Origin of the sequence: Pseudoxanthomonas sp. (genome assembly GCF_035999195.1) — a bacterium.
Lineage (GTDB): Bacteria > Pseudomonadota > Gammaproteobacteria > Xanthomonadales > Xanthomonadaceae > Pseudoxanthomonas_A.
Genome location: NZ_DASYGY010000004.1, coordinates 610,984 through 636,561, shown reverse-complemented (window position 1 = coordinate 636,561; position 25,578 = coordinate 610,984). Strand labels below are relative to the sequence as shown.

Here is a 25,578-nt window from a genome sequence, read left to right as displayed (position 1 = left end):
GCCGTCAGTCCTGGCCATCGAACCGGCCATCCCGCAGGAAACGCGCCGCCTGGCGCGCGGCCTCGGCGGAAAACACCAGGCCGGTATGGCTGGACGGCACCACGCAGTGCGCCGCCAACCCGGGCAAGCGGGTTTCGTCGAGCCCCACCGTGCCGTCGGACGCACCCTCGAACCGCGTCAGCAGGCGCCCGACACCGCGCGCGACGTTGCCCGCCACCATGCCGACCGCCACGCCGCCCTCCCAGGGCGGACACCCCGTCTGCAGCAACGGGCCACTGCGCCCCAGCACCGGCGCCGTCCACGGCCAGCGCCCTAGACTGCGGGCGGTGCGGCTGCCGCACAGGGGCGAGCCGAGACAGACCATCCGCTGTACGGGCAGATCGGGGCACCGACGCAGCGCCTCCAGCCCGATCAGTCCACCGAGGCTGTGCCCGACCAGGTGCACCGGCGGGCCGTCCCTGAGCTGGGCGATGAGCGCGGCGATGGCGGGCTCCGGCCCGCCCAGGATGCTGGGATAGCCGAAGACCTCGACCTCGAAGCCCTCCTGACGCAGGCGCCGGGCCAACGGCGTCAGCCATGACTTCGCATTCCAGATGCCATGTACCAGCACGACGCGCGGCGGAGATTCCCGGTTCGCTTTCATGTGACGCAGTGTCTGCGAAGCGGCATGCATGCGCCAGCGTGGTTCAGTGCACGACCTGCTGCCGCTTCCACTCGCGTGGCGACGCGCCGGTGTGCGCCTTGAACGCGCGCGACAGCGCCGCCTCGCTGCCGTAACCCACGTCCGACGCCACCACCTTTAACGGCTTGCCGTGACGCAGCGCCTGCTGCGCCAGGCCCACGCGCCAACCCTGCAGGTACTGCCCCGGCGTGATGCCGAGCGCCTCGCGGAACTGCGTGGCGAACACGCTGCGCGACATGCCGGCCACGCGCGCCAGTTCCTCCAGCGTCCACTCCTTCGCCGGCGCTTCGTGCATGGCGACGATCGCGTTGCGCAAGCGCGGATGGCCCAGGCCGGCCAGCATGCCGCCCTTCACCTCGCCGCTTTCCATCAGCTGGCGCAGCACCTGGATCATCACCACCTCGAACAGGCGGTTGACCAGCGCCGTGCGTCCGCAGCGCTGGGTGAAAGCCTCCTCGAACAGCAACGCCAGCACGTCCTGCGCACCGTGCAGCTGGTCCAGCGGCAGGCAGACGACCTCGGGCAGCGCGGCGCAGATCGGGTTCTGCTCGCCGCCCTCGAACCGCAGCGTGGCGCAGGTCATGTCGGCGCCGCGCACGTCGTCGCTGACGAACCGGTGCGTCAGCGCGCGCGGGAACAGCAGCAGGCTGGGTTCGTCGATCCGCAGCGAGGTGCTGCCATGGAAGACCTCCAGCGGCCCGCGCCGGATCAGATGCAACTGGCCCGCCCCGGGCTCGGCCTCGAGCGTGTTGATGCCGCACAGCGCACCGGCATTGAACACCTGCGCGCTGACCGAGAACCGGTCCAGCAGGACGGCAAGGCGGTCCACCATGGCGAAACTCCTGATCAAGTTTTCAGGATTCTACATCACCATGCGTACAGGACGACGGCGCAAAGTACACCTCACCGGACGGCCACCCGCCGGACCACCCCAACCCACCCAAGGAAACCGCCATGTCCATCGAAAAGATCCTCTACACCGCCACCGCCACCGCCTCGGGCGGCCGCGAAGGCCAGGCCACCTCGTCCGACGGCGCGCTGGACGTCAAGCTGACCACCCCGCGCGAGCTGGGCGGCGCCGGCGGCGACGGCACCAACCCGGAGCAGCTGTTCGCGGCCGGTTATTCGGCCTGCTTCCTGGGCGCACTGAAGTTCGTGGCCGGCAAGCAGAAGGTCGCCCTGCCCGCGTCCACCACCATCACCGGCAAGGTCGGCATCGGCCCGATCCCCACCGGCTTCGGCATCCAGGCCGAACTGACCATCGCCGCCCCGGGCGTGGATCGCGAACAGCTGCAGGCCCTCGTCGACGCCGCCCACATCGTCTGCCCGTACTCCAACGCCACGCGCGGCAACATCGACGTGACGCTGGTGCTCGCCGACTGACCTCTTTCCTGACCCACCACCTTTCGCAGGAACCGCACCGATGAACGCTCTGACCCGCACTATCGCCACCACGCTGCTGGCCGTCGCCACCCAGGCCAGCCTCACCGCCCATGCCGCACCGGCGACCGCGCCGGTCGCCGTCGAACGCACCGCCAGCACCCTGACCACCGCCGACGGCGTGCAGCTCTACTACAAGGACTGGGGCCCGAAGGACGGCCCGGTCGTCACCTTCAGCCACGGCTGGCCGCTGTCCTCGGACAGCTGGGAATCGCAGATGATCTTCCTGGCCTCCAAGGGCTACCGCGTGGTCGCCCACGACCGCCGCGGCCATGGCCGCTCCAGCCAGCCCTGGGACGGCAACGACATGGACCACTACGCCGACGACCTGGCCACCGTGATCAACACGCTGGACCTGAAGGACGTCACCGCGGTCGGCTTCTCCACCGGCGGCGGCGAAGTGGCGCGCTACATCGGCCGCCATGGCACCGGCCGCGTCAGGAAGGCCGTGCTGATCAGCGCCGTGCCGCCGCTGATGCTGAAGACCGCCGACAACCCCGGCGGCCTGCCGATCGAGGTGTTCGACGGCATCCGCAACGGCTCGCTGGCGAACCGCTCGCAGCTCTACCTGGACATCGCGTCGGGCCCCTTCTACGGCTTCAACCGCCCCGGCGCGAAGGTCTCGCAGGCCCTGATCGACAGCTGGTGGGCGCAGGGCATGCAGGCCGGTCACAAGAACACGTACGACTCCATCGCCGCGTTCTCGGCCACCGACTTCCGCAGCGACCTGAAGAAGTTCGACATCCCGACCCTGGTCATCCACGGCGACGACGACCAGATCGTCCCCATCGACGCCTCCGGCAAGGCCTCGGCCGCCCTGATCAAGAACGCCAAGCTGATCGTCTACTCCGGCGCACCCCACGGCCTGACGGATACGCACAAGGATCGCGTCAACCAGGACCTGCTCGACTTCCTCCAGAAGTAAGTTCGGACACGAAGACAAAGCAACGGCCGCACATGCGGCCGTTCGCTTTTGATCTTCGGTGACTCTCTAAACAGCCAGCTTCTGCTGGTCATTCCCGCGAAGGCGGGAACCCCGTGCCGGTGCTTTCCATGGCCGGAAGTCGCTGGATCCCCGCCTTCGCGGGGATGACGGCCGTTGCCCGGACTCTCGGTGAGACCGATACGTTCGCCAAGTCGATGCCCCAGTGGACCCGCCAGACCGGAAAGGGGACGGACAAGACTGCCGACCGTTTTCCGCAAACCATCAGCGACTTTCCGAACAACCCGGCTTTCGCTCGTCGTTCCCGCGAAGGCGGGAACCCAGTGTCTTTGCCTTCAGTGGCCTGAAGTCGCTGGATCCCGCCTTCGCGGGGAAGACGGCTGTTGTTCAAGCACCACTTAGCCACCCCACGCGCCAGCTGGCCCGTTAAACCTGAAAGGAGGCGGATTCGGCTGCGCCGTTTTCCGCAAACCATCAACGATCTTCCGGACAATCCGGCGGTTGTTCGTCGTTCCCGCGAAGGCGGGAACCCAGTGTCTTTGCTTTCCATAGCCGGAAGTCGCTGGGTCCCCGCCTTCGCGGGGATGACGGTAGCTGCTCCGCTTGCTGCGCCCCCAATGCACCCACAAGCCCAACAGACCCGGAGGGCGGCGGACAGGGATGTCCGCCGTTTTCCGCCTCGCCAGGATGGCGAGTCGGAAAATCCCGTTAGCAATGACACGGTGGGATTGCTTCGTCGGGGAATGGCCTTTCTTTTGGTGACTTTTCTTTGGCCAGACAAAGAAAAGTTACCCGCTGGCCCGAAGGGCAAGCGGAAGCCCATTGCCGGAAACTTTTGGACGCGCTGCGGCGCGCGACGATTCGAGGTAGCTGCTTAACGCGGGGCGCGGCCAGACAAATAAAAATTACACGCTGACCCGAAGGGCCAGCGGAACGCTCTTGTCGGTCAGACATCGGCAGAAGCCGCACGCCTCAGGATGAACTCATCATCCAGCGTCTTCCCCACCGGGAACTTGTACTCCCCCACCCGTACGAATCCCTGCCGCTCATAGAACCGCTGCGCACCGAAGTTCTCCGACCACACCCCGATCCACACCGTCCGCGGCCCGTCCTTCAACAACCACCGCTCGGCCTCTGCGAACAGCTTCCCGCCCCAGCCACCGTTCTGGTGCGACGCCAGCACATACAGCCGCTTCAGCTCGCCATCGCCGGACTGCACATCCGGATGCGGCAGCCCGCACGGCCCGGCCGCCGCATGGCCGACCGCGACGCCATCATCCTCCAGCAGCCACACCGCGTAATCCGAGTGGGCCAGGATGACCCGCTGCTTCTCGACCGCATAGGCATCGGCAAGAAAGGCCGCAAGATCCTCGGCCGGATACAGATGCCCGAAGGTCTCGGTGAACGTGCGAGACGCCAAGTCCGACAGGAGCGCGGCGTCCTCGACGGTGGCGCGGCGGATCCCCACGCTCACGCGTCCTCTTCTTCCTCGTCCCCTTCCTCGTCCCCTTCCTCGTCCCCTTCCTCGGACTCGTCCTCCTCGTCGGAATCCTCGTCCTCTTCCTCTTCGTACTCTTCTTCGTCTTCTTCCTCGTAATCGTCTTCGCCGAAGTCCTCGCCGTCCCAGCGGCCCTGGCCGTCCGGCACGAAGGTCACCGCCATCGACGCCGGCGACGTGCCGACACGCACCAGCCAGCCACCGAACACGCGCGCGCGTTCCGTCACCAGGCCCGCATCGGCGCCTTCATTGCCCAGGCGTTCCCACTCCAGCGAAAAAGCAAACTCGGTCATTGCGCGGTTCTCTCGATCAGTCTTTCTTCGGACGCACTTGGATGTGCACTTCCGCCAGCTGCTCATCCGGGATCGGCGACGGCGCGCCGGTCATCAGGCACTGGGCGCTGGTGGTCTTGGGGAACGGGATGACGTCGCGGATCGACTCGGTACCCGCCATCAGCGCGGCGATGCGGTCGATGCCGAACGCGATGCCGCCGTGCGGCGGCGCGCCGAAGCGCAGCGCGTCCAGCAGGAAGCCGAACTTGGCTTCCGCCTCTTCCGCACCGATGCCGAGCAGCTCGAACACCGCACTCTGCATGTCGGGGCGGTGGATACGGATCGAACCACCACCGATCTCGTTGCCGTTCAACACCATGTCGTAACCGCGCGATACCGCCGTCTTCGCGTTCGCACGCAGGTCGTCGATGTCGTCCACCGCGGGTGCGGTGAAGGGATGGTGGAGCGCGACATAGCGCTGCGCCTCGTCGTCCCATTCGAACATCGGGAAGTCGGTGACCCACAGGGGCTTCCAGCCGTCCTGCACCAGGCCGAAGTCCTTGCCGGCCTTCAGGCGCAGCGCGCCCATGAAGTCGCTGACCTTGTTGTAGCCGCCCGCACCGAAGAACACGATGTCGCCGTTGCCGGCGCCGACGTGCTTCACCAGCGCCGCGAAAGCGTCTTCGGCGAAGAACTTCCGGATCGGCGAGGAGATTTCGCCAGCCTCGTCGATCTTGATGTAGGCCAGGCCCTTGGCACCGTACTTGGCGGCGTGCGCGGCGTACTCGTCGATCTGCTTGCGGCTGAGCGACGCCCCGCCGGGGATCCGCAGCGCGGCGACGCGTCCGTCCGGATCGCTGGCCGCGGCGGTGAACACCGCGAATTCGCTGGATTTCACCAGCTCGGCCACGTCGACCAGTTCCAGCGCGATGCGCAGGTCCGGCTTGTCCGAGCCGTAGCGACGCATCGCCTCCGCCCACGTCATGCGCGGGAACGGGTTGGCCAGCTCGACGTCCATCACGCCCTTGAAGATGTCGCGGATCATGCCTTCCACGGCGTCCTGCACGTCGCGCTCGCGCACGAAGGCGAACTCCATGTCCAGCTGGGTGAATTCCAGCTGGCGGTCGGCGCGCAACGCCTCGTCGCGGAAGCAGCGCGCGATCTGGTAGTAGCGGTCGAAGCCGGCCACCATCAGGATCTGCTTGAACAGCTGCGGCGACTGCGGCAGCGCGTAGAACTCGCCCGGATGCATGCGCGCCGGCACCAGGAAGTCGCGCGCACCCTCGGGCGTGGCCTTGGTCAGGATCGGCGTCTCGATGTCCTGGAAACCGCGCGCGTCCAGCCAGCGGCGCAGTGCCTGCACCAGGCGGATGCGCGTGCGCTGCTTGCGCTGCATGTCGGCGCTGCGCAGGTCGAGGTAACGGTACTTCAGGCGGATGTCCTCGCCCGGGTTCTCGTGGTGGTGGAACGGCAGCGGCTCGGCCTTGTTGAGCACGGTGATGTTCGTGGCGATCACTTCCACCTGGCCGGTACGGATCTTGGTGTTGACGGCCTCGCGCGTACGCACGACGCCCTCGACCTGCAGCACGTCCTCGTAACCCAGCGATGCGGCCACCTTGAACACCTCGGCATTGGACGGGTCCACCGTCACCTGCACGATGCCTTCGTGGTCGCGCAGGTCGATGAAGCAGACGCCGCCGAGGTTGCGGGCGACGTCGGTCCAGCCGCAGAGGGTCACGGTCTGGCCGATCATGGCCTCGTCGACGAGGCCGCAGAAATGGGTACGCATGGGAACTCCAGGGGGTCATCCGGACATCGCCGGAAGGGGTGCAACGGCCGTCGGCCGTCCTAGCCGGCTAGTTTACCTGCTCCCCCGACCGGCCTCTGCTCCGGATTAACATTCCCGGCGTATGCTGGCGCCTCCCCAGGAGGGTGCCGCCATGAAGAAGCCGTTGTTGCAGTCCGTTTTCGTACTGTTGCTGGCCCTGGCGGCCGGCAGTGCCTTCGCCCAGATCGCGCCCAGGGCCTACGCGCCCGAGAACCTGCGCACGCTGTCGGTGCAGGACCAGACCCGCGTGATCAGCCTGGAGTACTCCGAACAGTCGCGCGGCCGCCGCATTCCGGACGACCAACTGCGGTTCTACCTGGACCAGGTCAACCGCTCCAACTGGACCTTCAGCCGCATCAAGCAGGACATCGCCCAGTCGCTCGGCGGCAACACCGGGGGCTGGAACCCGAACCCGCCGCCTTCCGGCGGCCAGGTCACCTGCGAGAGCAAGGACAACCGCCGCCGGGAATGCACGACCGGGTTCCGCCGGCATGCGGTCCTGGTACAGAACCTGTCCGGCACGCGCTGCGTCGAGGGTCAGAACTGGGGCAGCGGCAATGGGGTGGTGTGGGTGGACCGCGGTTGCCGCGGCCGGTTCGCGGAGGGCTCGGGAGGCGGCTGGGGCGGCGGCAGCGGCTCCACGGTGGTGTGCGAGAGCGCCAACAATGCCTATCGCGAATGCCGCACCCCCTTCCGTGGACGCGCGGTGGTGCAGCGCAACCTGTCATCGACCCGCTGCAGCGAGAACCAGAACTGGGGCCAGCGCCAGGGCATGATCTGGGTGCGCGGCGGCTGCCGGGCGGAGTTCCGCGACTCGGGCAATGGCGGGGGCGGCGGCGGCAACAGCGGCTACACCATCACCTGCAGCAGCGACGACAACCGCCGCAGGACCTGCGCCTACGACCCGCGCCAGGGCCGGCCGATCCTGCAGCAGCAACTCTCGAACAACAGCTGCCGCGAGGGCTACAGCTGGGGCTACACGGGCACCCAGGTGTGGGTGGACCGCGGCTGCCGCGGCCGCTTCGGGCCACGCTGAGTCCGGTGAGGGAGCGCTGGGGCCCGTGCCCGTCATCCCGGCGCAGGCCTGGATCCAGGGACCCGCTTTGACGGAACCGTACGATACGGCGTCGTGCGCACGGCGCACGCTACCGATCGATAACGCCGGAGCCGACCCGGACCCGTCATCCCGGCGAACGCCGGGACCCAGCGACTTGCTTTGACGGCGTTGCACGACAGGAAGGGCATACAACGTCCGCTTGGGTCCCAGCGTTCGCCGGGACGACGGCGTTGAATTGGCGCTGACTTTCGTCGTCCCAGCGAACGCTGGGACCCATTGCGGCTGTTGCTCGCAAGCGCAACGCAGTGAGGCCTCTCCCTCACCCGTCCTCGCTGCTGCCCCACGGCGCCAGCGGCAGCGCGACAGGCGTGGTCAGGTCGAACTCCACGCGGAACAAGCGCCCGTTCGGGCGGCTGAGTTCGTAGACGAAGGTCTCCGCCGGCACCAGTTCCATCGCCCAGGTATTGGTCACCGAGGCTGTCAGACCCCCGCGCCGGAACATCGCGATGGATTCCGCATCCACCGGAAACGCCTGTCGCTGGGCCGTCCCCGCGACCGCCGTGTCGCCGCCGTACATCGTCACCGCATCCGGACTGCCGTCCTCGTGGCGGTGGTCGTGTTTCAGCCGCAGACCCGATCCTGTCCGCGTCAGCACCCACGTCCGCGAGTGGTCGTCGCCGACATGGAACGGCACGCGGATCTCGCGCGTCGGGTCGTCGCAACCGCGCACATGCATGACCAAGGCCTTGCCCTCGAACGGATCGGGCGTGGTCGAGGCGGGCTGGTTGGCGGTGATGCGGCCGGCGTAGGCCTTGCCGCAGTGATCGGCCAGCGACGCGAGGAACGCATCGGCCGGCGTCGACGCCGGCACATCCGCAGTCGACGTGGCGCAGCCGGCGGCGAGCAACGCCGCACACGCGATCAGGGTCTTCTTCATGGCATCCCTTCGTGGCAGGAAGGGATGCACCTTACACCGCTGGCCTCAGGTCGAGGATGTCGAGGACGGGGCCGCCGGCTTGGACTCGGTCTTCGCCGGCGCGCTTTCGGCTTTCGCGGGCGACGACTCCGCCGGCTTGGCCTCGCTGGACGGCTTGGCGCCCTCGCCACCGTCGGCCAGGTTGCGCTTCTTGTCGCCGTCCTTCTTGAAGTCGGTCTCGTACCAGCCGCTGCCGGCCAGCCGGAACGACGGCGCCGTCACCTGCCGCTTCACCGCCTGCGCACTGCAGGCCGGGCAGGTGTCGGGATCCGGATCGGACAGCTTCTGCAGCCGGTCGAAACTGTGGCCGCACTGGGTGCATTCGAAGGCGTAGATGGGCATGACAGGTTTGGGAAGCGGAGTGAACCGGCACGTGTCTGGGGTCGGGAAAGGCGAGAATCAAGCCTCGTCGTACAGCGCCGACCAGGCCTCTTCGGCCTTGGCGAGCTGCTGTTGCAGCGCCTCCCGGTCGCGGCCCAGGCGTGCGGCGAGATCGGCATCGGCGTAGCTGGACGGGTCCGCGAGCTGCGCGTCCACCTCGGCCAGCTTGGCTTCCAGTTCGGCGACCTTGGCCTCGGCGGCGGCCAGCTTGACGGGATTGACCTTCTTCGCGGGTGCGGGGGCAGGCTTGGGCGCCGGCGCCGGTTCGCTGCGCAGCGGCTTGCTGCCCTGTGCGGTGGAGCGGGTGCGCAGCCAGGCCGCGTATTCGTCCAGGTCGCCGGCGAACGGTTCGACCTTGCCGTCGGCCACCCGCCAGAACGTGTCGCAGACCAGGCCGATCAGGTGGCGGTCGTGCGAGACCATGACGATGGCGCCATCGAAGTCGCTGAGCGCTTCGGCCAATGCTTCGCGCATTTCCAGATCGAGGTGGTTGGTCGGTTCGTCGAGCAACAGCACGTTCGGCTGCTGCCAGGCGATCAGCGCCAGCGCGAGTCGCGCGCGCTCGCCGCCGGAGAAGCCGTCGACCGGCTCGAACGCGCGATCGCCGGGGAAATTCCACTTGCCCAGGAAATCGCGGAACGACTGGTTGCTGGCGTCCGGCGACAGGTCGCGGAAGTGGTCCATCGGCGACTGGCCCTCGTGCAGCGACTCGACCGTGTGCTGGGCGAAGTAACCGATGCGCAGGTCCGGATGCGCCATGCGGTCGCCCGCCAGCACCGGCAGTTCGCCGACCAGCGACTTCACCAGTGTGGTCTTGCCGGCGCCGTTGGGGCCCAACAGGCCGATGCGCTGGCCGGCCTCCAGGCCGAAGCCGACGTTGTGCAGGATCACCGCGTCCGGACCGTAGCCGGCCTCCACGTGGTTCAGGCGGATCAGCGAAAACGGCAGCTTGGCCGGCGGGGCGAACTCGATGCGGAATTCGCGCTCGGCACGCACCGCCTCGGTACCGGCCAGCTTGGCCAGTCGCTTCATGCGGCTCTGCGCCTGCGCCGCCTTCGAGGCCTTGGCCTTGAAGCGGTCGATGAAGCTCTGCAGGTGCGCGCGTTCGGCCTGCTCCTTCTCGTGCGCGATCTGCTGCTGGCGGAGCTGCTCGGCGCGCTGGCGCTCGAAGTCGGTGTAACCGCCGGGGTACAGCTTGGCGCCGCCGCCGTGCAGGTGCAGCGTATGCGTGGCCACGTTGTCGAGGAATTCGCGGTCGTGCGAGATCAGCAGCAGCGTGCCGGGATATTTCAGCAGCCACTGCTCCAGCCACAGCACCGCGTCCATGTCGAGGTGGTTGGTGGGTTCGTCGAGCAACAGCAGGTCGCTGGGCATCATCAGCGCGCGCGCCAGGTTCAGGCGCACGCGCCAGCCACCGGAGAAGGACGACACCGGACGGTGGTGCGTATCGGCCGGGAAGCCCAGGCCGTGCAGCAGCTTGCCGGCGCGCGCTTCGGCGTCGTAGGCGCCGATTTCGGCCATCTTCTGGTGCGCGTTGGCCACGGCTTCCCAATCCTCGCGCGCGGAGGCGTCGGCCTCGGCCTGCAGGACCGCCGCGACCTCGGTGTCGCCCCCCAGCACGAACGACAGCGCCGGATCGGGCAGCGAGGGAGTCTCCTGCGCGACGCTGGCGATGCGCACCTTGCCCGGCAGGTCGAGGTCGCCCTTGTCGGCTTCCAGTTCGCCCTGCACGGCGGCGAACAGGCTGGACTTGCCCGCGCCGTTGCGGCCCACCACGCCCACGCGATAGCCCGCATGCAGGGTGAGGTCGACATTTGACAGCAGCAGGCGCTCGCCACGACGGAGCGCGAAATTACGAAGGGAGATCAAGAAACAACCTAAGGGGATTTGGGCGGAAGCGGCCACGTAGTTTATCGATAGCGCACCCGCTCACACTTGTTAACAAAGCATTGACACGCCCTTCCCGCCCCTGTAACCAGAACAGGTAGCACCTAAGTCCATGGTTTCAAAGGAAACTTTGCAAGCCCTGATCCACTTGAAGTCGTACTTCGCTGTCCTTCCCGGAGCTTCCCCCATGACCCGTTCGCTGTCCCCCCTGACCCTCGCCATCAGCTTGGCCCTGGTCACCCCCGCCACGTTCGCGCAGGAGTCGGCCCCCGCCGAGGCCCGCACTCTCGATACCCTGATCGTCACCGGCACCCGCGTCTCCGACCGTACGGTGGCCGAATCGCAGTCGCCCATCGACATCATCACGCCGGAAGTCCTGCAATCGACCGGCACCACCGAGCTGGCCACGGCGCTGGCCCGCGCGCTGCCCTCGCTGAACTTCCCGCGTCCCGCCGTCACCGACGGCACCAGCGGCGTGCGCCCGGCGCAGCTGCGCGGCCTGTCGCCCGACCAGGTCCTGATCCTGGTCAACGGCAAGCGCCGCCACATCTCGGCGCTGGTCAACGTCAACGGCAGCATCGGCCGCGGCTCGTCGGCGGTCGACCTCAACGCCATCCCGGTGTCGGCGATCGAGCGCGTGGAGGTGCTGCGCGACGGCGCCTCTGCGCAATACGGCTCCGACGCCATCGCCGGCGTGGTCAACATCGTGCTGAAGGGCGCCGGCAAGGGCGGCAGCCTGGCGATCGACGTGGGCGGCTACTCCGCCGGTGACGGCGGCAATACACAACTCTCCGGCGATACCGGCGTGTCGTTCGGCGACGGCCGCGGCTTCGTCCATGTCGCCGGGCAGCTGACCCAGCAGGACGAAACCAACCGCGCCGGCCCGTACCAGGGCACGGCACCGAACACGGGCAACAATCCCGCGGTGGGCCAGGTCGCCTTCGTCTACGGCGATCCCCAGGTCGATGCCGGCGCCGTCTCGGCCAATGCCGGTTTCGACTTTAGCGACAACGTCAGCGCGTACGCCACCGCGATCGCCAGCAATCGCGACATTGTGTCCTTCGCCTTCTATCGCTCGCGCAACCACAGCAGCCAGGGCGCGCTGCTGGCCCAGGTCTACCCGGACGGCTACGTGCCCGAGATCAACCAGCTGTCACAGGACCGTTCGCTGGTCGCAGGCATCAAGGGCGACACCGAGAGCGGCTGGAAGTGGGACGTCAGCTACAACTACGGCTACAACCACCTTAAGTTCTACACCCAGAACAGCATCAACTACAGCCTGGGCGCGAGCAGCCCGCACCGCTTCTACGACGGCGCGCTGGAGTACACCCAGAACGTGTTGAATGCCGATGTCAGCAAGCCGCTGGAGATCGGCCTGGCCTACCCGGCAACGCTGTCGTTCGGCGCCGAATACCGGCAGGAGAAGTGGAACCAGTCGCCGGGCGAACTCAACTCGTACACCGGCAGCGGCGCGCAGGGATTCGCCGGCTTCACTCCTGTCAATGCGGTGCATTCGGACCGCGACAGCTATGCGGCGTACATCGGCCTGGAAGCCGATCTGACCGAGAAGTTCTCCGCCGGCATCGCCGGGCGCTACGAGGATTACTCCGACTTCGGCAGCGAGGTGTCGGGCAAGCTGTCCGCGCGTTACGCCTTCACCGATGCGGTGGCCCTGCGTGCGACCGTGGCCAGCGGCTTCCGCGCACCGGCGCTCGCACAGCAGTACTACCAGGTGGTGACCTCGCAGTACAACGCGTCGCTCGACCGCTTCTTCGAATCCGGCACCTTCCCCGCGACCGGCCCGGTCGCGCAGGCCCTCGGTGCCGAAGCGCTGACCGCGGAAACCTCTCTGTCCTACGGCTTGGGCCTGGTGCTGCGGCCGGTGGACAGCCTGTACGTCACCATCGACGCCTACCAGATCGACATCGACGACCGCATCGTGCTGTCGTCGAACCTGCTGCTGGGCGGCAACGCGGCGGCGCAGGCGCTGCTGGCAAGCCTCGGCGTCAACGGCGTCACCAGCGCGCGCTACTTCACCAATGCCGCCGACACCCGCACGCGCGGCGTCGACGTGATCGCACAGTACACGGTGCCGTTCGAGAACAGCAGCCTCGCCCTGACCGCCGGCTACAACTACAACAAGACCGAGATCCAGCGCATCGCGCCGAATCCGCAGGAGCTGACCGCGCTGGGCGCCAATCTCTTCCGCGTCGGCCGCGACGAGCAGGGCCGCATCGAGGAAGGCTATCCGCGCGACAAGGCCACGCTGACCGCGGCCTGGAAGCTGGCCCGCTGGGACTTCACCTTCGGCGCGACCCGCTATGGCGAGTTCACCACGCGCGTCAGCGAGACCGGCAACCCCGTCAACGACCAGACCTATGGGGCGAAGTGGATCCTGGATGCGTCCACCAGTTTCCGTCCCAGCGAGAACTGGACGCTGACGCTCGGTGCGGACAACCTGCTGGACGAGTACCCTGACCGGACGATCTTCCCGAACTCTAACAGCGGGCAGTTCCCCTACAGCAGCCAGTCACCGGGCGGGTTCAACGGCGCGTATGTCTACGGGCGCATCGCCTACAAGTGGTGATGGGCGTCATCGCCTGATCCATCCGGAACGCCCCGCCCCGCGCGGGGCGTTTCCGTTTGCGCGCAGTGAGGTGCGCACGAGCGCGCGTGCACCCGCGGCTAGTTTTCGTTTGCCGCAGGGCGCTCGCATCGGCGACACTCGATCCCCATGACGAGGAAAGCCGCCATCTATGCCGCATGACACCGACCTGATCAACATCATCGCGGTGGGCCTGGGCCTGGCCTTCGTGCTGGGTGCGATCGCCCACAAGCTGCGGTTCTCGCCGCTGGTCGGTTATCTGCTTGCAGGCATCTTCGTCGGCCCGTTCACGCCGGGCTTCGTCGCCGACCAGGAACTCGCCACGCAGTTGTCCGAACTGGGCGTGATGCTGCTGATGTTCGGCGTGGGCCTGCACTTCTCGCTGGAAGACCTGCTGGAGGTGAAGGCGATCGCCATTCCCGGCGCGATCGTGCAGATCGCCGTCGCTACCGGCCTGGGCTGGGCGCTGGCCTGGGGCATGGGTTGGACGCCGCTCAACGGCTTCGTGTTCGGCCTGGCGCTGTCGGTGGCGAGCACGGTGGTGCTGTTGCGGGCGATGGAGGAGCGCCGCCTGCTGGAGACGCAGCGCGGCCGCATCGCGGTGGGCTGGCTGATCGTCGAAGACCTGGTGATGGTGCTGGCACTGGTGATGCTGCCGGTGCTGGCCGAGACCTTCGGCCCGGAAAGCGGCACGGAAGGCGCCAGTTTCGGCACGTTCGCCGTCGCCATCGCGTGGACCTTCATCAAGCTGGGCGCGTTCGTGGCCTTCATGCTGCTGGTCGGCCGCCGGGCGATTCCCTGGACGCTGGAAAAGATCGCGGCGACCGGCTCGCGCGAGCTGTTCACCCTGTCGGTGCTGGCCATCGCCCTGGGCGTGGCGTTCGGGTCGGCCACGATGTTCGGCGTATCGTTCGCGCTGGGCGCGTTCTTCGCCGGCATGCTGCTCAACGAATCCGAACTGAGCCACAAGGCGGCCAACGATTCGCTACCGCTGCGGGATGCCTTCGCGGTGCTGTTCTTCGTGTCGGTCGGCATGCTGTTCAACCCGGCGATCGTGGTGGCGCATCCGTGGCAGGTGCTGGCCACGTTCGCCATCATCGTGCTGGGCAAGTCGGTGGCGGCCTACTACATCGTCAAGGCGTTCAAGCACCCCACCGGCACGGCGCTGACCATTTCGGTGAGCCTGGCGCAGATCGGCGAGTTCTCCTTCATCCTCGCCGCGCTGGGCGTGGCGCTGAAGATCCTGCCGCCGGAAGGCCGCGACCTGATCCTGGCCGGCTCGCTGCTGTCGATCATCGCCAATCCGTTCCTGTTCACTTGGCTGGACCGCTGGCAGAAGAGGCAGGAAGCGCTGGCACCGGTGCCGGCGGAGCCGGAGGTGCGGCCCGGGCCGTCGCTGGACGTCACCGGCCACGCCATCATCATCGGCTACGGCCGGGTGGGCAGCGAACTGGCCCGCGTGCTGCGCGACCGCGGCGTGCCGCTGATCGTCATCGACGACAATGGCGACCACGTCGCCCGCGCGCACGATGCCGGCATTCCGGCGATCCGCGGCAGCGCCGCCGCCGACCGGGTGCTGGCCGAGGCGCACCCCGAACGCGCCAAGATCGCGGTGCTGGCGATTCCGCAGCCGCTGGAAGCCGGCGAAGCACTGGCCAAGCTGCGCGCGATCAACCCCGGCCTGACCCTGCTGGCGCGCGCGCACAGCGAGGGCGAGGTGAAGCATCTGCTCGAGCATGGCGCCGACGGCGCGGTACTGGCCGAACGCGAACTGGCGTTCTCGCTGGCCGAAATGGTGATGTCCACGCCGCCCTACCGTCCCCAGCGCGTGGCCATCTGAGTCGACGTCATTCGCGGGAGGCGGCGGCTTCGGCGGCCGTTTCCGCCAGCACGTCGGCGAGCGGACGCGGCGCGCCGTAGAGGTATCCCTGCACGCGGTGTACGCCCAGGCGACGCAGGCAGAATTCGGTGTCCTCGTCCTCGACGAATTCGGCCACGGTGGTCGCGCCGAACGCCTTGGCCACCGCCACCGAGGCCTGCACCACGGCATAGTCCTTGCCGAGCTGGGCGACGTTGCGCACGAACGAACCGTCGATCTTGATCACGTCGACCGGCAGTTCCCGCAGCCGCGCGAAGCTCTGCATGCCGGTGCCGAAATCGTCGATGGCGATGTGGCAGCCCAGCGCCTGCAGGTCGGTGAGCAGATGGCTGGCGGCGGCCGTGTTGGAAATGGCGGCGGTCTCGGTGACCTCGAAGCACAGCGCGCTCATCGGCAGCGGCGAACCGGCCAGCAACGTGCGCAGTTCCACCTGGAAGCTCATCGACGCCAGGCTCTGTCCGGTCAGGTTGATCGCGATCTCCCGGCAGTACGGCAGCGCGCCCGGATTCTTCCGCAGCAGCCGGAACAGCGCGCGCACCACCGCAAGATCCAGTTCGGCACCGCGACCGGCGGCTTCCAGCGGGGCCATGAAGCGGGCCGGCGACATGATCTCGCCCTTCTCGTCCACCAACCGGCACAGCACCTCGCCCGCCAGCGAACGCGGTTCGTCCCGCATGTCCGGCACCAGCTCGCGGATCGGCTGGAAGTACAGCGCCACGCGCTCGCTGCGCAGGCTGGCCAGTGCTTCGGTGGCATCGTGCAGCTGGCGGCGGTGCGTGCGCCGCACCTGGGTGTCGCCGACATCGCTGTAGCGCGGACGCAGCTCGCCGTGCTGGCGCGCCTCGAAGGCCAGATGCGAGGCCGCCAGCACCGCGCCGTCGATCATGCTGGGATGGGTACCGTTGAACGCGGCGACGCCGAGGTAAGGCAGCAGCCGGATCGGTTCGCCGCCGACATCGATCTCCGCATGCTCCACGCGCGCCATCACGCGCTCCCACAGGTCGGCGTCGCGCCCGGGACGCGGCAGCAGCGCGAACTGGCCGGTGCCCACGTAATAGGTTTCGACCAGATCCTCGAGCCGGCGCGCCGTGGCATTCATCGCCTGCGCCTGCGTATCCAGGCCGAACCCGGCCACCAGCGTGTCGGTCTGGTCCAGCAGCAGGTATCCCAGTTCCCGCCGCGGCAGCGGCCGGTCCATCCGCTCGCGCATCGCCTTCAGGTTGGGCAGGCCGGTCACCTGGTCGCGCAGCGTTTCCTCGGACAGCTGGTCGGCCAGCGCGGACCGGTCGCGGTTGGTCAGCCAGAGATAGAGCATCGCCAGCAGCAGGATGTTCATCTCCACCGCGATGTGCAGCAGGTTGAAGAAGCCGACCGGGGTGTTGGCGTATTCGGCCGTGCCGGCCACCATGCCGACCAGCAGGAGCAGGGTGAGCGACAGCGACAGCATGGCCCAGCGCGGCGGCAGCCGCAGCATGCACCAGGCCAGCACGACCAGCAGGGCGAACCGGTAGTCCATCAGCACCGGCGCCGACAGGAAGGACGCACCGCTGAACGCCTGCCGCACCGTCACCGCCGCCCACAGGCTGATGCCCAGCCCCAGCCCCAAGGCCACCGGCCACACCCAGTGCCGGCCGGCGTCGGCGCGCGGGGCCAGGGCGGCGCGCTCCTGCCAACCGATCACCAGCGGCAGGGTCACGACCACCACGCCGAACTGTTTGGCGAAGAACATCTGGAACGCCGTACTCACCGCGTCGGCCGGCGAGGACAGCAGCACGACGCTGAGGCCCAGCACGGCCGTCACCAGCGGATAGAGCAGCAGGCCGATGCCCGCGAAACGGATCAGGTCATCGCGCTGCACGCGCGCGCCGCGCCTGCGCGGCCATCCCATCCAGCGCACGCACAGCAGCGTCCAGGCGTACTGCAGCAGATAGCTCCCCGCCCCCCACGCCAGCATCCAGGTGGGACGCCCGCCATCGAACAGGTACATCTGCCGGAACGTCCAGCCGACGAACGTCACCACGAAGCAGCCGGCCACCACGCGCGCGTCCCGCGCCAGCATGGCGATGGCCAGCAACAGGCCGGTATGGAGATGGATCAGGGAGGCGTCGGCGACCTCGCCGAAGAAGTCGATGCGGTAACGCACCGCGATCTGCTGCAGCAGCAGGCACATGCCGCCCAGCAGGAGCACTTGCATGCTCCCGCCCAGGCCACGCACCGGCTGCCCTGCATCGTCGGCCATCGGTCCGTCCTTGCCGCTGTACGCGCTCCGCCGGAGCGGAGACCGCACGACGCGCGCCTGCCCAAGTGCAGGCCGCCCCTTAACGTACTACCACGCACTGAGGGACGGAAGCAGGACATGCCCGCCACAACCGTCCGTCAGCGGACCACCTCGAACGCCAGCTGCCCGCCCTCGGCGCGTACCCGTACCGTGTCGCCGGTACCGAACTCGCCGGCGAGGATCTTCTGCGCCAGCGGATTCTCCAGCTGCGCCTGGATCGCGCGCTTCAACGGCCGCGCGCCGTAGACAGGATCGAAACCGACGTTGCCCAGCAGCATCAGCGCCGAGTCGTCGAGTTCCAGCACGATCTGGCGCTCGGCCAAGCGCTTGGCCAGGTACCGTGTCTGGATGCGGGCGATCTCGCAGATCTGCGCCTTGTCCAGCGGATGGAACACCACGATGTCGTCCAGCCGGTTGATGAACTCGGGGCGGAAGTGCGCCTGCACCACGCCCATCACCGCGGCCTTCATCTGCGTGTAGCTCTCGGGCGTGTCGTCGGAAAGTTCCTGGATCAGGCTGGAGCCGAGGTTGGACGTCATCACGATGACCGTGTTGCGGAAGTCCACCGTGCGCCCCTGCCCATCGGTCAGGCGACCGTCGTCCAGTACCTGCAGCAGGATGTTGAACACGTCCGGATGCGCCTTCTCGACCTCGTCCAGCAGGATCACGCTGTACGGGCGACGACGCACGGCTTCGGTCAGGTAACCGCCTTCTTCGTAGCCCACGTAGCCCGGGGGCGCGCCGACCAGGCGGCTCACCGCATGCTTCTCCATGAACTCGCTCATGTCGATGCGGACCATCGCGTCGCTGCTGTCGAACAGGAATTCGGCCAGCGCCTTGCACAGCTCGGTCTTGCCGACGCCGGTCGGGCCCAGGAACAGGAACGAGCCACTGGGGCGGTCGGGATCGGAAATGCCGGCGCGCGAACGGCGCACCGCGTCGGACACCACCTTGATCGCCTCTTCCTGGCCGATCACGCGGCCGCGCAGCGACTGCTCCATCTGCAGCAGCTTCTCGCGCTCGCCCTCCAGCATCTTGCTGACCGGGATGCCGGTCCAGCGGCTGACGACCTCGGCGATCTCCTCGTCGGTGACCTTGTCCTGCAGCAGGCGGAAGCCCTTCTGCTCGGCCTCCTGCGCGGCCGCCAGCTGCTTTTCAAGCTCCGGCAGCTGGCCGTATTGCAGTTCGCTCATCCGCGCGTAGTCCTGCTTGCGCTGCGCGGCCTCCAGTTCCAGCTTCACCCGCTCGATCTGCTCCTTGATCTTGGTCGCACCGGTCAGCGTGGCCTTCTCGGCCTTCCAGATTTCCTCGAGATCGTTGAACTCGCGCTGCAGCGATTCGATCTCGGTTTCCAGGTCGGCCAGGCGCTGTTTCGACTGCGCGTCCTTCTCCTTCTTGAGCGCCTCGCGCTGGATCTTGAGCTGGATCAGCCGGCGCTCCATGCGGTCCATTTCCTCCGGCTTGGAGTCGATCTCCATGCGGATGCGGCTGGCGGCCTCGTCCATCAGGTCGATGGCCTTGTCCGGCAACTGGCGGTCGGCGATGTAGCGATGGCTCAGCGTCGCGGCAGCGACGATGGCCGGGTCGGTGATCTCAACGCCGTGGTGCACGGCGTACTTCTCCTTCAACCCGCGCAGGATGGCGATGGTGTCCTCGACGCTGGGTTCGCCGACGAACACCTTCTGGAAGCGGCGCTCCAGCGCGGCGTCCTTCTCGACGTACTTGCGGTATTCGTCCAGCGTGGTGGCGCCGATGCAGTGCAGCTCGCCGCGCGCCAGCGCAGGCTTGAGCATGTTGCCGGCGTCCATCGAGCCCTCGGCCTTGCCCGCGCCGACCATCGTGTGCAGCTCGTCGATGAAGAGGATGATCTGGCCTTCGTTCTTGGCCAGGTCGTTGAGCACGGCCTTCAGGCGCTCCTCGAATTCGCCGCGGAACTTGGCGCCGGCGATCAGCGCGCCCATGTCCAGCGACAGCACGCGCTTGCCGCGCAGGCCTTCCGGTACCTCGCCGTTGACGATGCGCTGCGCCAGGCCTTCCACGATGGCGGTCTTGCCCACGCCGGGCTCGCCTATCAGCACCGGATTGTTCTTGGTGCGGCGCTGCAGGACCTGGATGGTGCGGCGGATTTCCTCGTCGCGGCCGATCACCGGGTCCAGCTTGCCGATCTCGGCGCGCTCGGTCAGGTCGATGGTGTACTTCTCCAGCGCCTGGCGCTGGTCCTCGGCATTCTCGGACTGCACTTTCTCACCCCCGCGCAGACGCTCGATGGCGGCGCGCAGCTTCTGCTTGTCTGCACCACTGGCCTTCAGTTCCTGGCCGGCGGCGCCGCTGTCGTCCAAAGCGGCCAGCAGGAACCACTCGCTGGCGATGTAGGTATCGCCGCTGTCCTGCGCCAGCTTGTCGGTGACGTTGAGCAGGCGCGACAGGTCGTTGCCGATCGAGAGATTGCCGGCCTGGCCGGTGACCTTCGGCAGCTTCTCCAGTGCTTCGCCCAGCCGCTCGCGCAGCACGGGCACGTTGACGCCGGCCTGCGCCAGCAGCGGACGCGTGCTGCCGCCCTGCTGTTCCAGCAATGCGGTGAGCACGTGCACCGGTTCGATCATGGTGTGGTCGCGGCCCACGGCCAGCGACTGCGCGTCGGCCAGCGCCTGCTGGAAACGCGAGGTCAGTTTGTCCATCCGCATCGGGAGAACCTCAAGGGAAGTGGGGCCGGCGAACGCCAGTCGATGCTACCCAGATGCGGTTAAGCGGCGGTGTTTCAAGTCCGGCAACGACCGGAGTTCACGCAGGGTGGGCCCTGGCCCACCGCTTTCGCGCATGTATCGGAAACGGCGGGCCGAGGCCCGCCCTACGGCTTCTTCTGCAGGGACAGCAGACCCAGCAGCACGGCCAATGCGGCATAGGCACCCGCGAACTGCCACAGGATCGTCGCGCGCAGGCCCTCCACGTCCCACGGCAGGTAGATGCCGCCGCGCGGATCCACCGAGTGGATGATGCCGAACAGCGTCAGCACCGCGCCGACCAGCAGTGCGACCACGGCGCGGCCGTCGCGACCGTCGATCATCGCCACCAGTGCGGTGGTCCAGATCATCGCGGTGATGATGAAGCCATTGCCCAGGGTGACGATGGTGGCCAGGTCCGGCAGACCGTGGCCGTCGACGCCTTCGTACAGGCCGGCGAAGCGGTCCGGCGCGATCCACGCCGGATTGCCGAACTTGATCGTCAGCAGGTACGCCACCGACGGCAGGAAGCCCAGTGCCACCGCGATGGCATGCTTGCGCGGCGTTTCGGTGAACGCCTGCACGGTGATGTCCAGGCCGACGTAGACGATGATCGGCGCGAGCACGGCGACGGGCAGCCATTGCACCAGCCCCGACACGTAGCCGAGCACGCCGCCGAGGCCGATGAAGAGGCCGGTCAGCAGCGTGTAGCCCTTGCGCGCGCCCATGTGCTTGTACGCGGGCTGGCCGATATAGGGCGTGGTCTGCGCAACGCCGCCGCAGAAGCCGGCGACCAGCGTCGACACCGCTTCGGCCAGCAGCACGTCGCGCGTGCGGTAGTCGTCGCCCGCGGCGCGCGCGCTCTCGCTGACGTTGATGCCGCCGACGACCATCAGCAGCCCGAACGGCAGCAGCAGCGGCAGGTAGGGCGCGGTGTAGGCCAGGCCGTCGAGCCAACCCAGCGTGGGCAGCGGCAGCGTCACCGCCAGCGGCACCGCCTCCGGCACCTTGAAGCCCGGCGCGCCGAAGCCCGACAGGCCCAGCGCGTAGTACAGCGTGGTGCCGACGATGAAGGCGAGCAGCACGCCGGGAATCTTCACCGGCAGCCTGCCCTTCGCCACCAGCACGTACAGCAGCAGACCGAAGGTGACGAAGCCGACGATGGGCTGGCGCAGCGTTTCGATCAGCGGCAGGAAGCCGAGCAGCGTCAGCGCCGCGCCGCCGATGGAGCCGAGCAGGCCGGCGCGCGGCACCGCCCGCGCGACCGCATCGCCGAAGAACGACAGCACCAGCTTCAGCACGCCCATCACCACCAGTGACGCCATGCCGAGCTGCCATGTCGCCGTGGCCGCGGCCTGTTCGTCCATGCCGGCCTGCTTGAAACCGACGAAGGCCGGGCCCAGCACCAGCAGCGCCATGCCGATGCTGGTGGGCGCATCCAGGCCCAGCGGCATCGCGGTGACGTCGTCGCGCCCGGTCTTGGCCGCCAGCCGATGCGCCATCCACGTATAGATCAGGTTGCCGACCAGCACGCCCAGCGCCGTGCCGGGGAACATGCGGGTGAACACCACCTCGGCCGGGAACTGGAAGATGCCGATCAGCGCGGCGGCGATGAAGCCCAGGATGGACAGGTTGTCCACCACCAGGCCGAAGAAACCGTTGAGGTCGCCGGGGACGAACCAGCGGCGCACAGAAGAAACCGTTGCGGTCATGGGGGGCCGGGGAAGGAGAAGGAAAAGAGAGGAACCGAAGAACGCAGGATAAGCCCCCTCCCCCGTTTACGGGGGAGGGCTGGGGTGGGGGCGACGGAGCCGGTCACGCTGTCCGCGACCGACACCATCACGTGTTGCGCTTCACGCGTCAGGCACTGCGGATCCGCACCGCTCATCCACGCGCATGCGCTCTCCCCCATCCCGACCTTCCCCCGCAAGCGGGGGAAGGAGTGGATCGCGTCAGAACGATACGTCCACCGCATGCCGCGACCACAGCACCGACTGGTGCCCGGTGGCCCGCTTCCACGCCAGGCGGATCGCCTCGATGTCGGCCCGGCGCTGCGGCGTGTCTTCGTGCAGCACCACCAGCACCTTGGTCTTCAGGCGGTTGGGCTCGCTCGCGCCACGGAACAGCCATTGCCCATAGGCATCGAAGACGGTCAGGCCGTCCGGGAAGCGCGAGGTCACCTCCTTGTCGAGGAAGGCGCGCCAGGTCGCCTCGGTGATGGGCTCGGCCTGCGGGCGATCCGCCGGTCCCGTCTCTTCGCCCACACCGAAGTAGAGCTCGCTGCGGACCCAGCCACTGGCGGCGGCGGGACGCAGGGCATCGCCCTCCAGCGCGGACGTGGTGGCGGACGCGGGGGACGGCGGCGGCGTGGACGCGCACCCGGCGAGCGCGAGAAGGACCAGCAGCCAGACGGCACGATGCGACATGGGGGAGAGACCTCGTGAAAGAAGGACAGGATGGCGCACGACGCTGCGCCTGCCTTATAACGCGGCGGCATAAGGTGATGGGCAGCGGACATGACCCCGACGCTGTCGGGGCGGCTACTATATCGCTCCATCGCAATGAAGCGATAGACTTCATGCGTCCCTTCCCCTCGCCCCACGAGATTCTTCATGTCCCGCCCTGTCCTTGCTCCGCTCGGCGCCGCCATCGCGCTGGCGCTCGCCCTCCCCGCCTTCGCCCAGACTGCGCCCGCCGGCACCACCGACCTGGATGCCGTCATCGTCACCGGCACCCGCGCCAGTGACCGCACCGCCCTGGAGTCCACCTCGCCCATCGACGTGCTGACCGCCGAGGACATCCGCAAGGCCGGCGTGCTCAACGGCGAACTGGGCAGCGCGCTGCAGGCGCTGCTGCCGTCGCTGAACTTCCCGCGCCAGTCCAACTCCGGCGGCGCCGACCACATCCGCGCGGCGCAGCTGCGGGGTTTGAGCCCCAACCAGGTGCTGGTGCTGGTCAACGGCAAGCGCCGCCACAGCAGCGCGCTGGTCAACACCGACAGCAAGATCGGCAAGGGCAACACGCCGGTCGACTTCAACGCCATCCCGGTCAGCGCGATCAAGCGCATCGAAGTGCTGCGCGACGGCGCAGGCGCCCAGTACGGCTCCGATGCCGTGGCCGGCGTCATCAACGTGATCCTCAATGACGCGCCGGAAGGTGGCGCCTTCGAAGCCAACTACGGCGCACACCACACGAACGTGGAGCCGATCGACCGGACCATCACCGACGGCCAGAGCGGCTTCTTCAGCGCGCAGGTCGGCGACCGCATCGGCGACGGCGGCTTCTTCCGGGTCGGCCTGGAGTACAAGCAGCGCGAGGGCACCAATCGCGCCGGCTTCGACCAGATCCCGTTCTTCGAGGAGCAGACGCCGGACAACATGGCCCTGGCCGGCCAGCGCAACTACGTGCTGGGCGACGGCAGCTCGCGCGACCTCAACGCCTGGCTCAACGCGGCCGTGCCGCTGGGCGAATCCGCCGAGTTCTACGCCTTCGGCACCTACCACCAGAGCGATACCGAAGGCGCCAACTACTTCCGTTACCCCGACGGCGTGGCGAACTGGAAGGAGGTCTATCCGGACGGTTACCGCCCGATTTCCGAGGGCGAGAACCTGGACCTGGCCGGCGTGGCCGGCGTGCGCGGGCAATGGGGCGACTGGGACTACGACGCCAGCCTCAACCACGGCCGCAATGAATTCACCTACCGCCTGCGCAATTCGCTCAATGCCTCGCTCGGCCCGGCCAGTCCGACGCGCTTCAGGACCGGCGACTACGAGTCCGCACAGACGCTCGCCAACCTCGACCTGAGCCGCGTGTTCGGCGCACACACGTTCGCCACGGGCGTGGAGTTCCGCCATGAGACCTTCGAGACCGGCGCGGGCGATCCGGCCTCGTACGCCGCCGGTCCCTTCACCGACCGCCCGACCGGTTCTCAAGCCGGTGGCGGACTGACGCCGCAGGACACCGCCGACCTCGACCGCGACGTGTCCAGCGTCTACGCCAGCCTCAGCAGCCAGTGGGGCGAGAAGTTCAGCACCGACCTCGCCGCACGCTACGAGCATTACGACGACTTCGGTGGCGAACTGACCGGCAAGGCGGCGGCGCGTTATGAATTCACACCAGCCTTCGCGCTGCGCGGCTCGGTGTCGAACAACTTCCGCGCCCCGTCGCTGAGCCAGATCGGCTTCGAATCCACCTCCACCGGCTACGACGCGTCCGGCCAGCTCACCCAGGGTCGGCTGCTGTCGGTGAACAATCCCATCGCCCGCGCACTCGGCGCGCAGGACCTGGATCCGGAGAAGGCGCTGAACCTCAGCCTCGGCTTCACCAGCCGCATCGGCGAGCACTTCGACCTGTCGCTGGACGTGTTCCGCATCGACATCGACGACCGCGTGGCGATCACCGAACGCATCACCGGCGATGCCCTGACCGACTTCGTGCTGGACAACTTCGGCGTGCCCGGCGTGCAGAGCGCCAGCTTCTTCATCAACGCCGCCGACACCCGTACCGAAGGCGCGGAACTGGTCGCCAACTGGCGCCAGCAACTCGGCGACGGCAACCTGCTGCTGACCGGCACCTACAGCTATGCGAAGACCGAGCTGAAGAACATCGCCGCCACGCCGGCCGAACTGCTGGCGATCGATCCGGGCTACGTGCTGTTCGGCGTGGAAGAGAGCAACACGCTGACCGATGCCTCACCGCGCACGCGGGGCATCTTCACCGCCAGCTGGGACAGCACGGCCTGGTCGCTGTTGGGACGCGTCACCCGCCACGGCAGCGCCAAGCGCGTCTTCAACTTCGGCGGCGGCTTCGAGCCGGAACAGACCTATGGTGCGGAATGGCAGCTGGATGCGGAAGTCGAATACCGCGTCTCACCGAAGTGGAGCGTGGCGCTGGGCGGACTGAACCTGACCGACGAGTACCCGGACCTGTCGAGCGCGGACATCTCGTACTTCGGCAACCTGCCCTACGACGTGCTGTCGCCCATCGGCAGCAACGGTGCGTACTACTACACCCGGGTCCGCTACACGTTCTGATCGACCCGGCCGTCATCCCGGCCCGCGCCGGGATGGCGGCGTAGCGTGCGCCATGCGCACGACCGCAGGATCCATACATCGCGCATCGTGCGCACGGCG

The 25,578-nt window shown here is 67.9% G+C and carries 18 protein-coding genes; 6 read left to right on the top strand and 12 right to left on the bottom strand.

Annotation, left to right across the window (positions count from 1 at the left end):
• Window positions 1–4 precede the first annotated feature (4 nt).
• Together VGN58_RS03635 and VGN58_RS03630 are read right to left on the bottom strand one after the other, a co-directional pair.
• Entirely contained in the window at window positions 5–643 is a 639-nt protein-coding gene (locus VGN58_RS03635) for an alpha/beta hydrolase (protein WP_327481717.1), read from the bottom strand.
• Between the two features lie 43 nt (window positions 644–686).
• Window positions 687–1,514, bottom strand: coding sequence for an AraC family transcriptional regulator (locus VGN58_RS03630; protein WP_327481715.1), 828 nt, complete (start codon window positions 1,512–1,514; stop codon window positions 687–689).
• 122 nt (window positions 1,515–1,636) lie between these two features.
• Between VGN58_RS03630 and VGN58_RS03625 the strand changes: the two genes are divergently transcribed.
• The gene (locus VGN58_RS03625; RefSeq protein WP_327481713.1) at window positions 1,637–2,065 is read left to right on the top strand and encodes an organic hydroperoxide resistance protein; all 429 of its coding nucleotides are present in this window, start codon (window positions 1,637–1,639) and stop codon (window positions 2,063–2,065) included.
• 40 nt (window positions 2,066–2,105) lie between these two features.
• Window positions 2,106–3,047 (top strand): alpha/beta hydrolase, encoded by a 942-nt coding sequence (locus VGN58_RS03620; RefSeq protein ID WP_327481711.1) that lies wholly within the window; start codon window positions 2,106–2,108, stop codon window positions 3,045–3,047.
• A 964-nt stretch (window positions 3,048–4,011) separates the two neighbouring features.
• Here VGN58_RS03620 and VGN58_RS03615 read toward each other — a convergent pair.
• From VGN58_RS03615 to aspS, 3 genes are read right to left on the bottom strand one after another with little or no spacing between them, the layout of a single operon-like run.
• On the bottom strand, window positions 4,012–4,539 hold the full coding sequence (locus VGN58_RS03615) for a GNAT family N-acetyltransferase (RefSeq protein WP_327481709.1): 528 nt from the start codon (window positions 4,537–4,539) through the stop codon (window positions 4,012–4,014).
• A complete protein-coding gene (locus tag VGN58_RS03610; protein WP_327481707.1) occupies window positions 4,536–4,856 on the bottom strand; it encodes a DNA primase in 321 nt (106 codons plus the stop codon). The genes VGN58_RS03615 and VGN58_RS03610 overlap by 4 nt, the downstream gene beginning before the upstream one ends.
• Window positions 4,857–4,872: 16 nt before the next feature.
• A complete protein-coding gene (gene aspS, locus VGN58_RS03605; protein ID WP_327481705.1) occupies window positions 4,873–6,624 on the bottom strand; it encodes an aspartate--tRNA ligase in 1,752 nt (583 codons plus the stop codon).
• Window positions 6,625–6,775: 151 nt separating this feature from the next.
• Between aspS and VGN58_RS03600 the strand changes: the two genes are divergently transcribed.
• The gene (locus VGN58_RS03600) at window positions 6,776–7,699 is read left to right on the top strand and encodes a DUF3011 domain-containing protein (protein WP_327481703.1); all 924 of its coding nucleotides are present in this window, start codon (window positions 6,776–6,778) and stop codon (window positions 7,697–7,699) included.
• A 340-nt stretch (window positions 7,700–8,039) separates the two neighbouring features.
• Here VGN58_RS03600 and VGN58_RS03595 read toward each other — a convergent pair whose 3' ends face one another.
• The 3 genes from VGN58_RS03595 to VGN58_RS03585 are packed head-to-tail and all read right to left on the bottom strand — an operon-like array spanning window position 8,040 to window position 10,946.
• On the bottom strand, window positions 8,040–8,657 hold the full coding sequence (locus tag VGN58_RS03595; RefSeq protein WP_327481701.1) for a hypothetical protein: 618 nt from the start codon (window positions 8,655–8,657) through the stop codon (window positions 8,040–8,042).
• 45 nt (window positions 8,658–8,702) lie between these two features.
• Window positions 8,703–9,038 (bottom strand): zinc ribbon domain-containing protein, encoded by a 336-nt coding sequence (locus VGN58_RS03590; RefSeq protein ID WP_327481699.1) that lies wholly within the window; start codon window positions 9,036–9,038, stop codon window positions 8,703–8,705.
• 57 nt (window positions 9,039–9,095) lie between these two features.
• Window positions 9,096–10,946, bottom strand: coding sequence for an ABC-F family ATP-binding cassette domain-containing protein (locus VGN58_RS03585; protein WP_327481697.1), 1,851 nt, complete (start codon window positions 10,944–10,946; stop codon window positions 9,096–9,098).
• Window positions 10,947–11,151: 205 nt separating this feature from the next.
• Between VGN58_RS03585 and VGN58_RS03580 the strand changes: the two genes are divergently transcribed.
• Both VGN58_RS03580 and ybaL read left to right on the top strand, forming a co-directional pair.
• Window positions 11,152–13,551, top strand: coding sequence for a TonB-dependent receptor (locus VGN58_RS03580; protein WP_327481694.1), 2,400 nt, complete (start codon window positions 11,152–11,154; stop codon window positions 13,549–13,551).
• Between the two features lie 169 nt (window positions 13,552–13,720).
• Entirely contained in the window at window positions 13,721–15,409 is a 1,689-nt protein-coding gene (gene ybaL / locus VGN58_RS03575; RefSeq protein ID WP_327481692.1) for a YbaL family putative K(+) efflux transporter, read from the top strand.
• A gap of 7 nt (window positions 15,410–15,416) precedes the next feature.
• Here the strand turns inward: ybaL and VGN58_RS03570 are convergent, their stop codons facing one another.
• From VGN58_RS03570 to VGN58_RS03555, 4 genes are all read right to left on the bottom strand, one after another.
• Entirely contained in the window at window positions 15,417–17,687 is a 2,271-nt protein-coding gene (locus VGN58_RS03570; RefSeq protein WP_327481689.1) for a bifunctional diguanylate cyclase/phosphodiesterase, read from the bottom strand.
• Window positions 17,688–17,824: 137 nt separating this feature from the next.
• Window positions 17,825–20,410 carry an ATP-dependent chaperone ClpB gene (gene clpB / locus VGN58_RS03565; protein ID WP_327481687.1) on the bottom strand — a complete coding sequence of 862 codons (2,586 nt, stop codon included), beginning with the start codon at window positions 20,408–20,410 and terminating at the stop codon, window positions 17,825–17,827.
• 164 nt (window positions 20,411–20,574) lie between these two features.
• The gene (locus VGN58_RS03560; protein ID WP_327481685.1) at window positions 20,575–22,158 is read right to left on the bottom strand and encodes a hypothetical protein; all 1,584 of its coding nucleotides are present in this window, start codon (window positions 22,156–22,158) and stop codon (window positions 20,575–20,577) included.
• A 240-nt stretch (window positions 22,159–22,398) separates the two neighbouring features.
• The gene (locus VGN58_RS03555) at window positions 22,399–22,872 is read right to left on the bottom strand and encodes a DUF3574 domain-containing protein (RefSeq protein WP_327481683.1); all 474 of its coding nucleotides are present in this window, start codon (window positions 22,870–22,872) and stop codon (window positions 22,399–22,401) included.
• 186 nt (window positions 22,873–23,058) lie between these two features.
• Here VGN58_RS03555 and VGN58_RS03550 point away from each other — a divergent pair, with 186 nt between their 5' ends.
• Entirely contained in the window at window positions 23,059–25,479 is a 2,421-nt protein-coding gene (locus tag VGN58_RS03550) for a TonB-dependent receptor (protein WP_327481681.1), read from the top strand.
• The last annotated feature ends 99 nt before the right edge of the window (window positions 25,480–25,578 follow it).

What these genes read in the sequence shown, in the direction of transcription:
- VGN58_RS03610 (WP_327481707.1), bottom strand. Translation starts at nt 4,856, where the DNA reads ATGACCGAGTTTGCTTTTTCGCTGGAGTGGGAACGCCTGGGCAATGAA.
- VGN58_RS03625 (WP_327481713.1), top strand. Translation starts at nt 1,637, where the DNA reads ATGTCCATCGAAAAGATCCTCTACACCGCCACCGCCACCGCCTCGGGC.
- VGN58_RS03580 (WP_327481694.1), top strand. Translation starts at nt 11,152, where the DNA reads ATGACCCGTTCGCTGTCCCCCCTGACCCTCGCCATCAGCTTGGCCCTG.
- VGN58_RS03555 (WP_327481683.1), bottom strand. Translation starts at nt 22,872, where the DNA reads ATGTCGCATCGTGCCGTCTGGCTGCTGGTCCTTCTCGCGCTCGCCGGG.
- VGN58_RS03620 (WP_327481711.1), top strand. Translation starts at nt 2,106, where the DNA reads ATGAACGCTCTGACCCGCACTATCGCCACCACGCTGCTGGCCGTCGCC.
- aspS (WP_327481705.1), bottom strand. Translation starts at nt 6,624, where the DNA reads ATGCGTACCCATTTCTGCGGCCTCGTCGACGAGGCCATGATCGGCCAG.
- VGN58_RS03590 (WP_327481699.1), bottom strand. Translation starts at nt 9,038, where the DNA reads ATGCCCATCTACGCCTTCGAATGCACCCAGTGCGGCCACAGTTTCGAC.
- VGN58_RS03630 (WP_327481715.1), bottom strand. Translation starts at nt 1,514, where the DNA reads ATGGTGGACCGCCTTGCCGTCCTGCTGGACCGGTTCTCGGTCAGCGCG.
- VGN58_RS03570 (WP_327481689.1), bottom strand. Translation starts at nt 17,687, where the DNA reads ATGGCCGACGATGCAGGGCAGCCGGTGCGTGGCCTGGGCGGGAGCATG.
- clpB (WP_327481687.1), bottom strand. Translation starts at nt 20,410, where the DNA reads ATGCGGATGGACAAACTGACCTCGCGTTTCCAGCAGGCGCTGGCCGAC.
- VGN58_RS03600 (WP_327481703.1), top strand. Translation starts at nt 6,776, where the DNA reads ATGAAGAAGCCGTTGTTGCAGTCCGTTTTCGTACTGTTGCTGGCCCTG.
- ybaL (WP_327481692.1), top strand. Translation starts at nt 13,721, where the DNA reads ATGCCGCATGACACCGACCTGATCAACATCATCGCGGTGGGCCTGGGC.
- VGN58_RS03595 (WP_327481701.1), bottom strand. Translation starts at nt 8,657, where the DNA reads ATGAAGAAGACCCTGATCGCGTGTGCGGCGTTGCTCGCCGCCGGCTGC.
- VGN58_RS03560 (WP_327481685.1), bottom strand. Translation starts at nt 22,158, where the DNA reads ATGACCGCAACGGTTTCTTCTGTGCGCCGCTGGTTCGTCCCCGGCGAC.
- VGN58_RS03550 (WP_327481681.1), top strand. Translation starts at nt 23,059, where the DNA reads ATGTCCCGCCCTGTCCTTGCTCCGCTCGGCGCCGCCATCGCGCTGGCG.
- VGN58_RS03635 (WP_327481717.1), bottom strand. Translation starts at nt 643, where the DNA reads ATGAAAGCGAACCGGGAATCTCCGCCGCGCGTCGTGCTGGTACATGGC.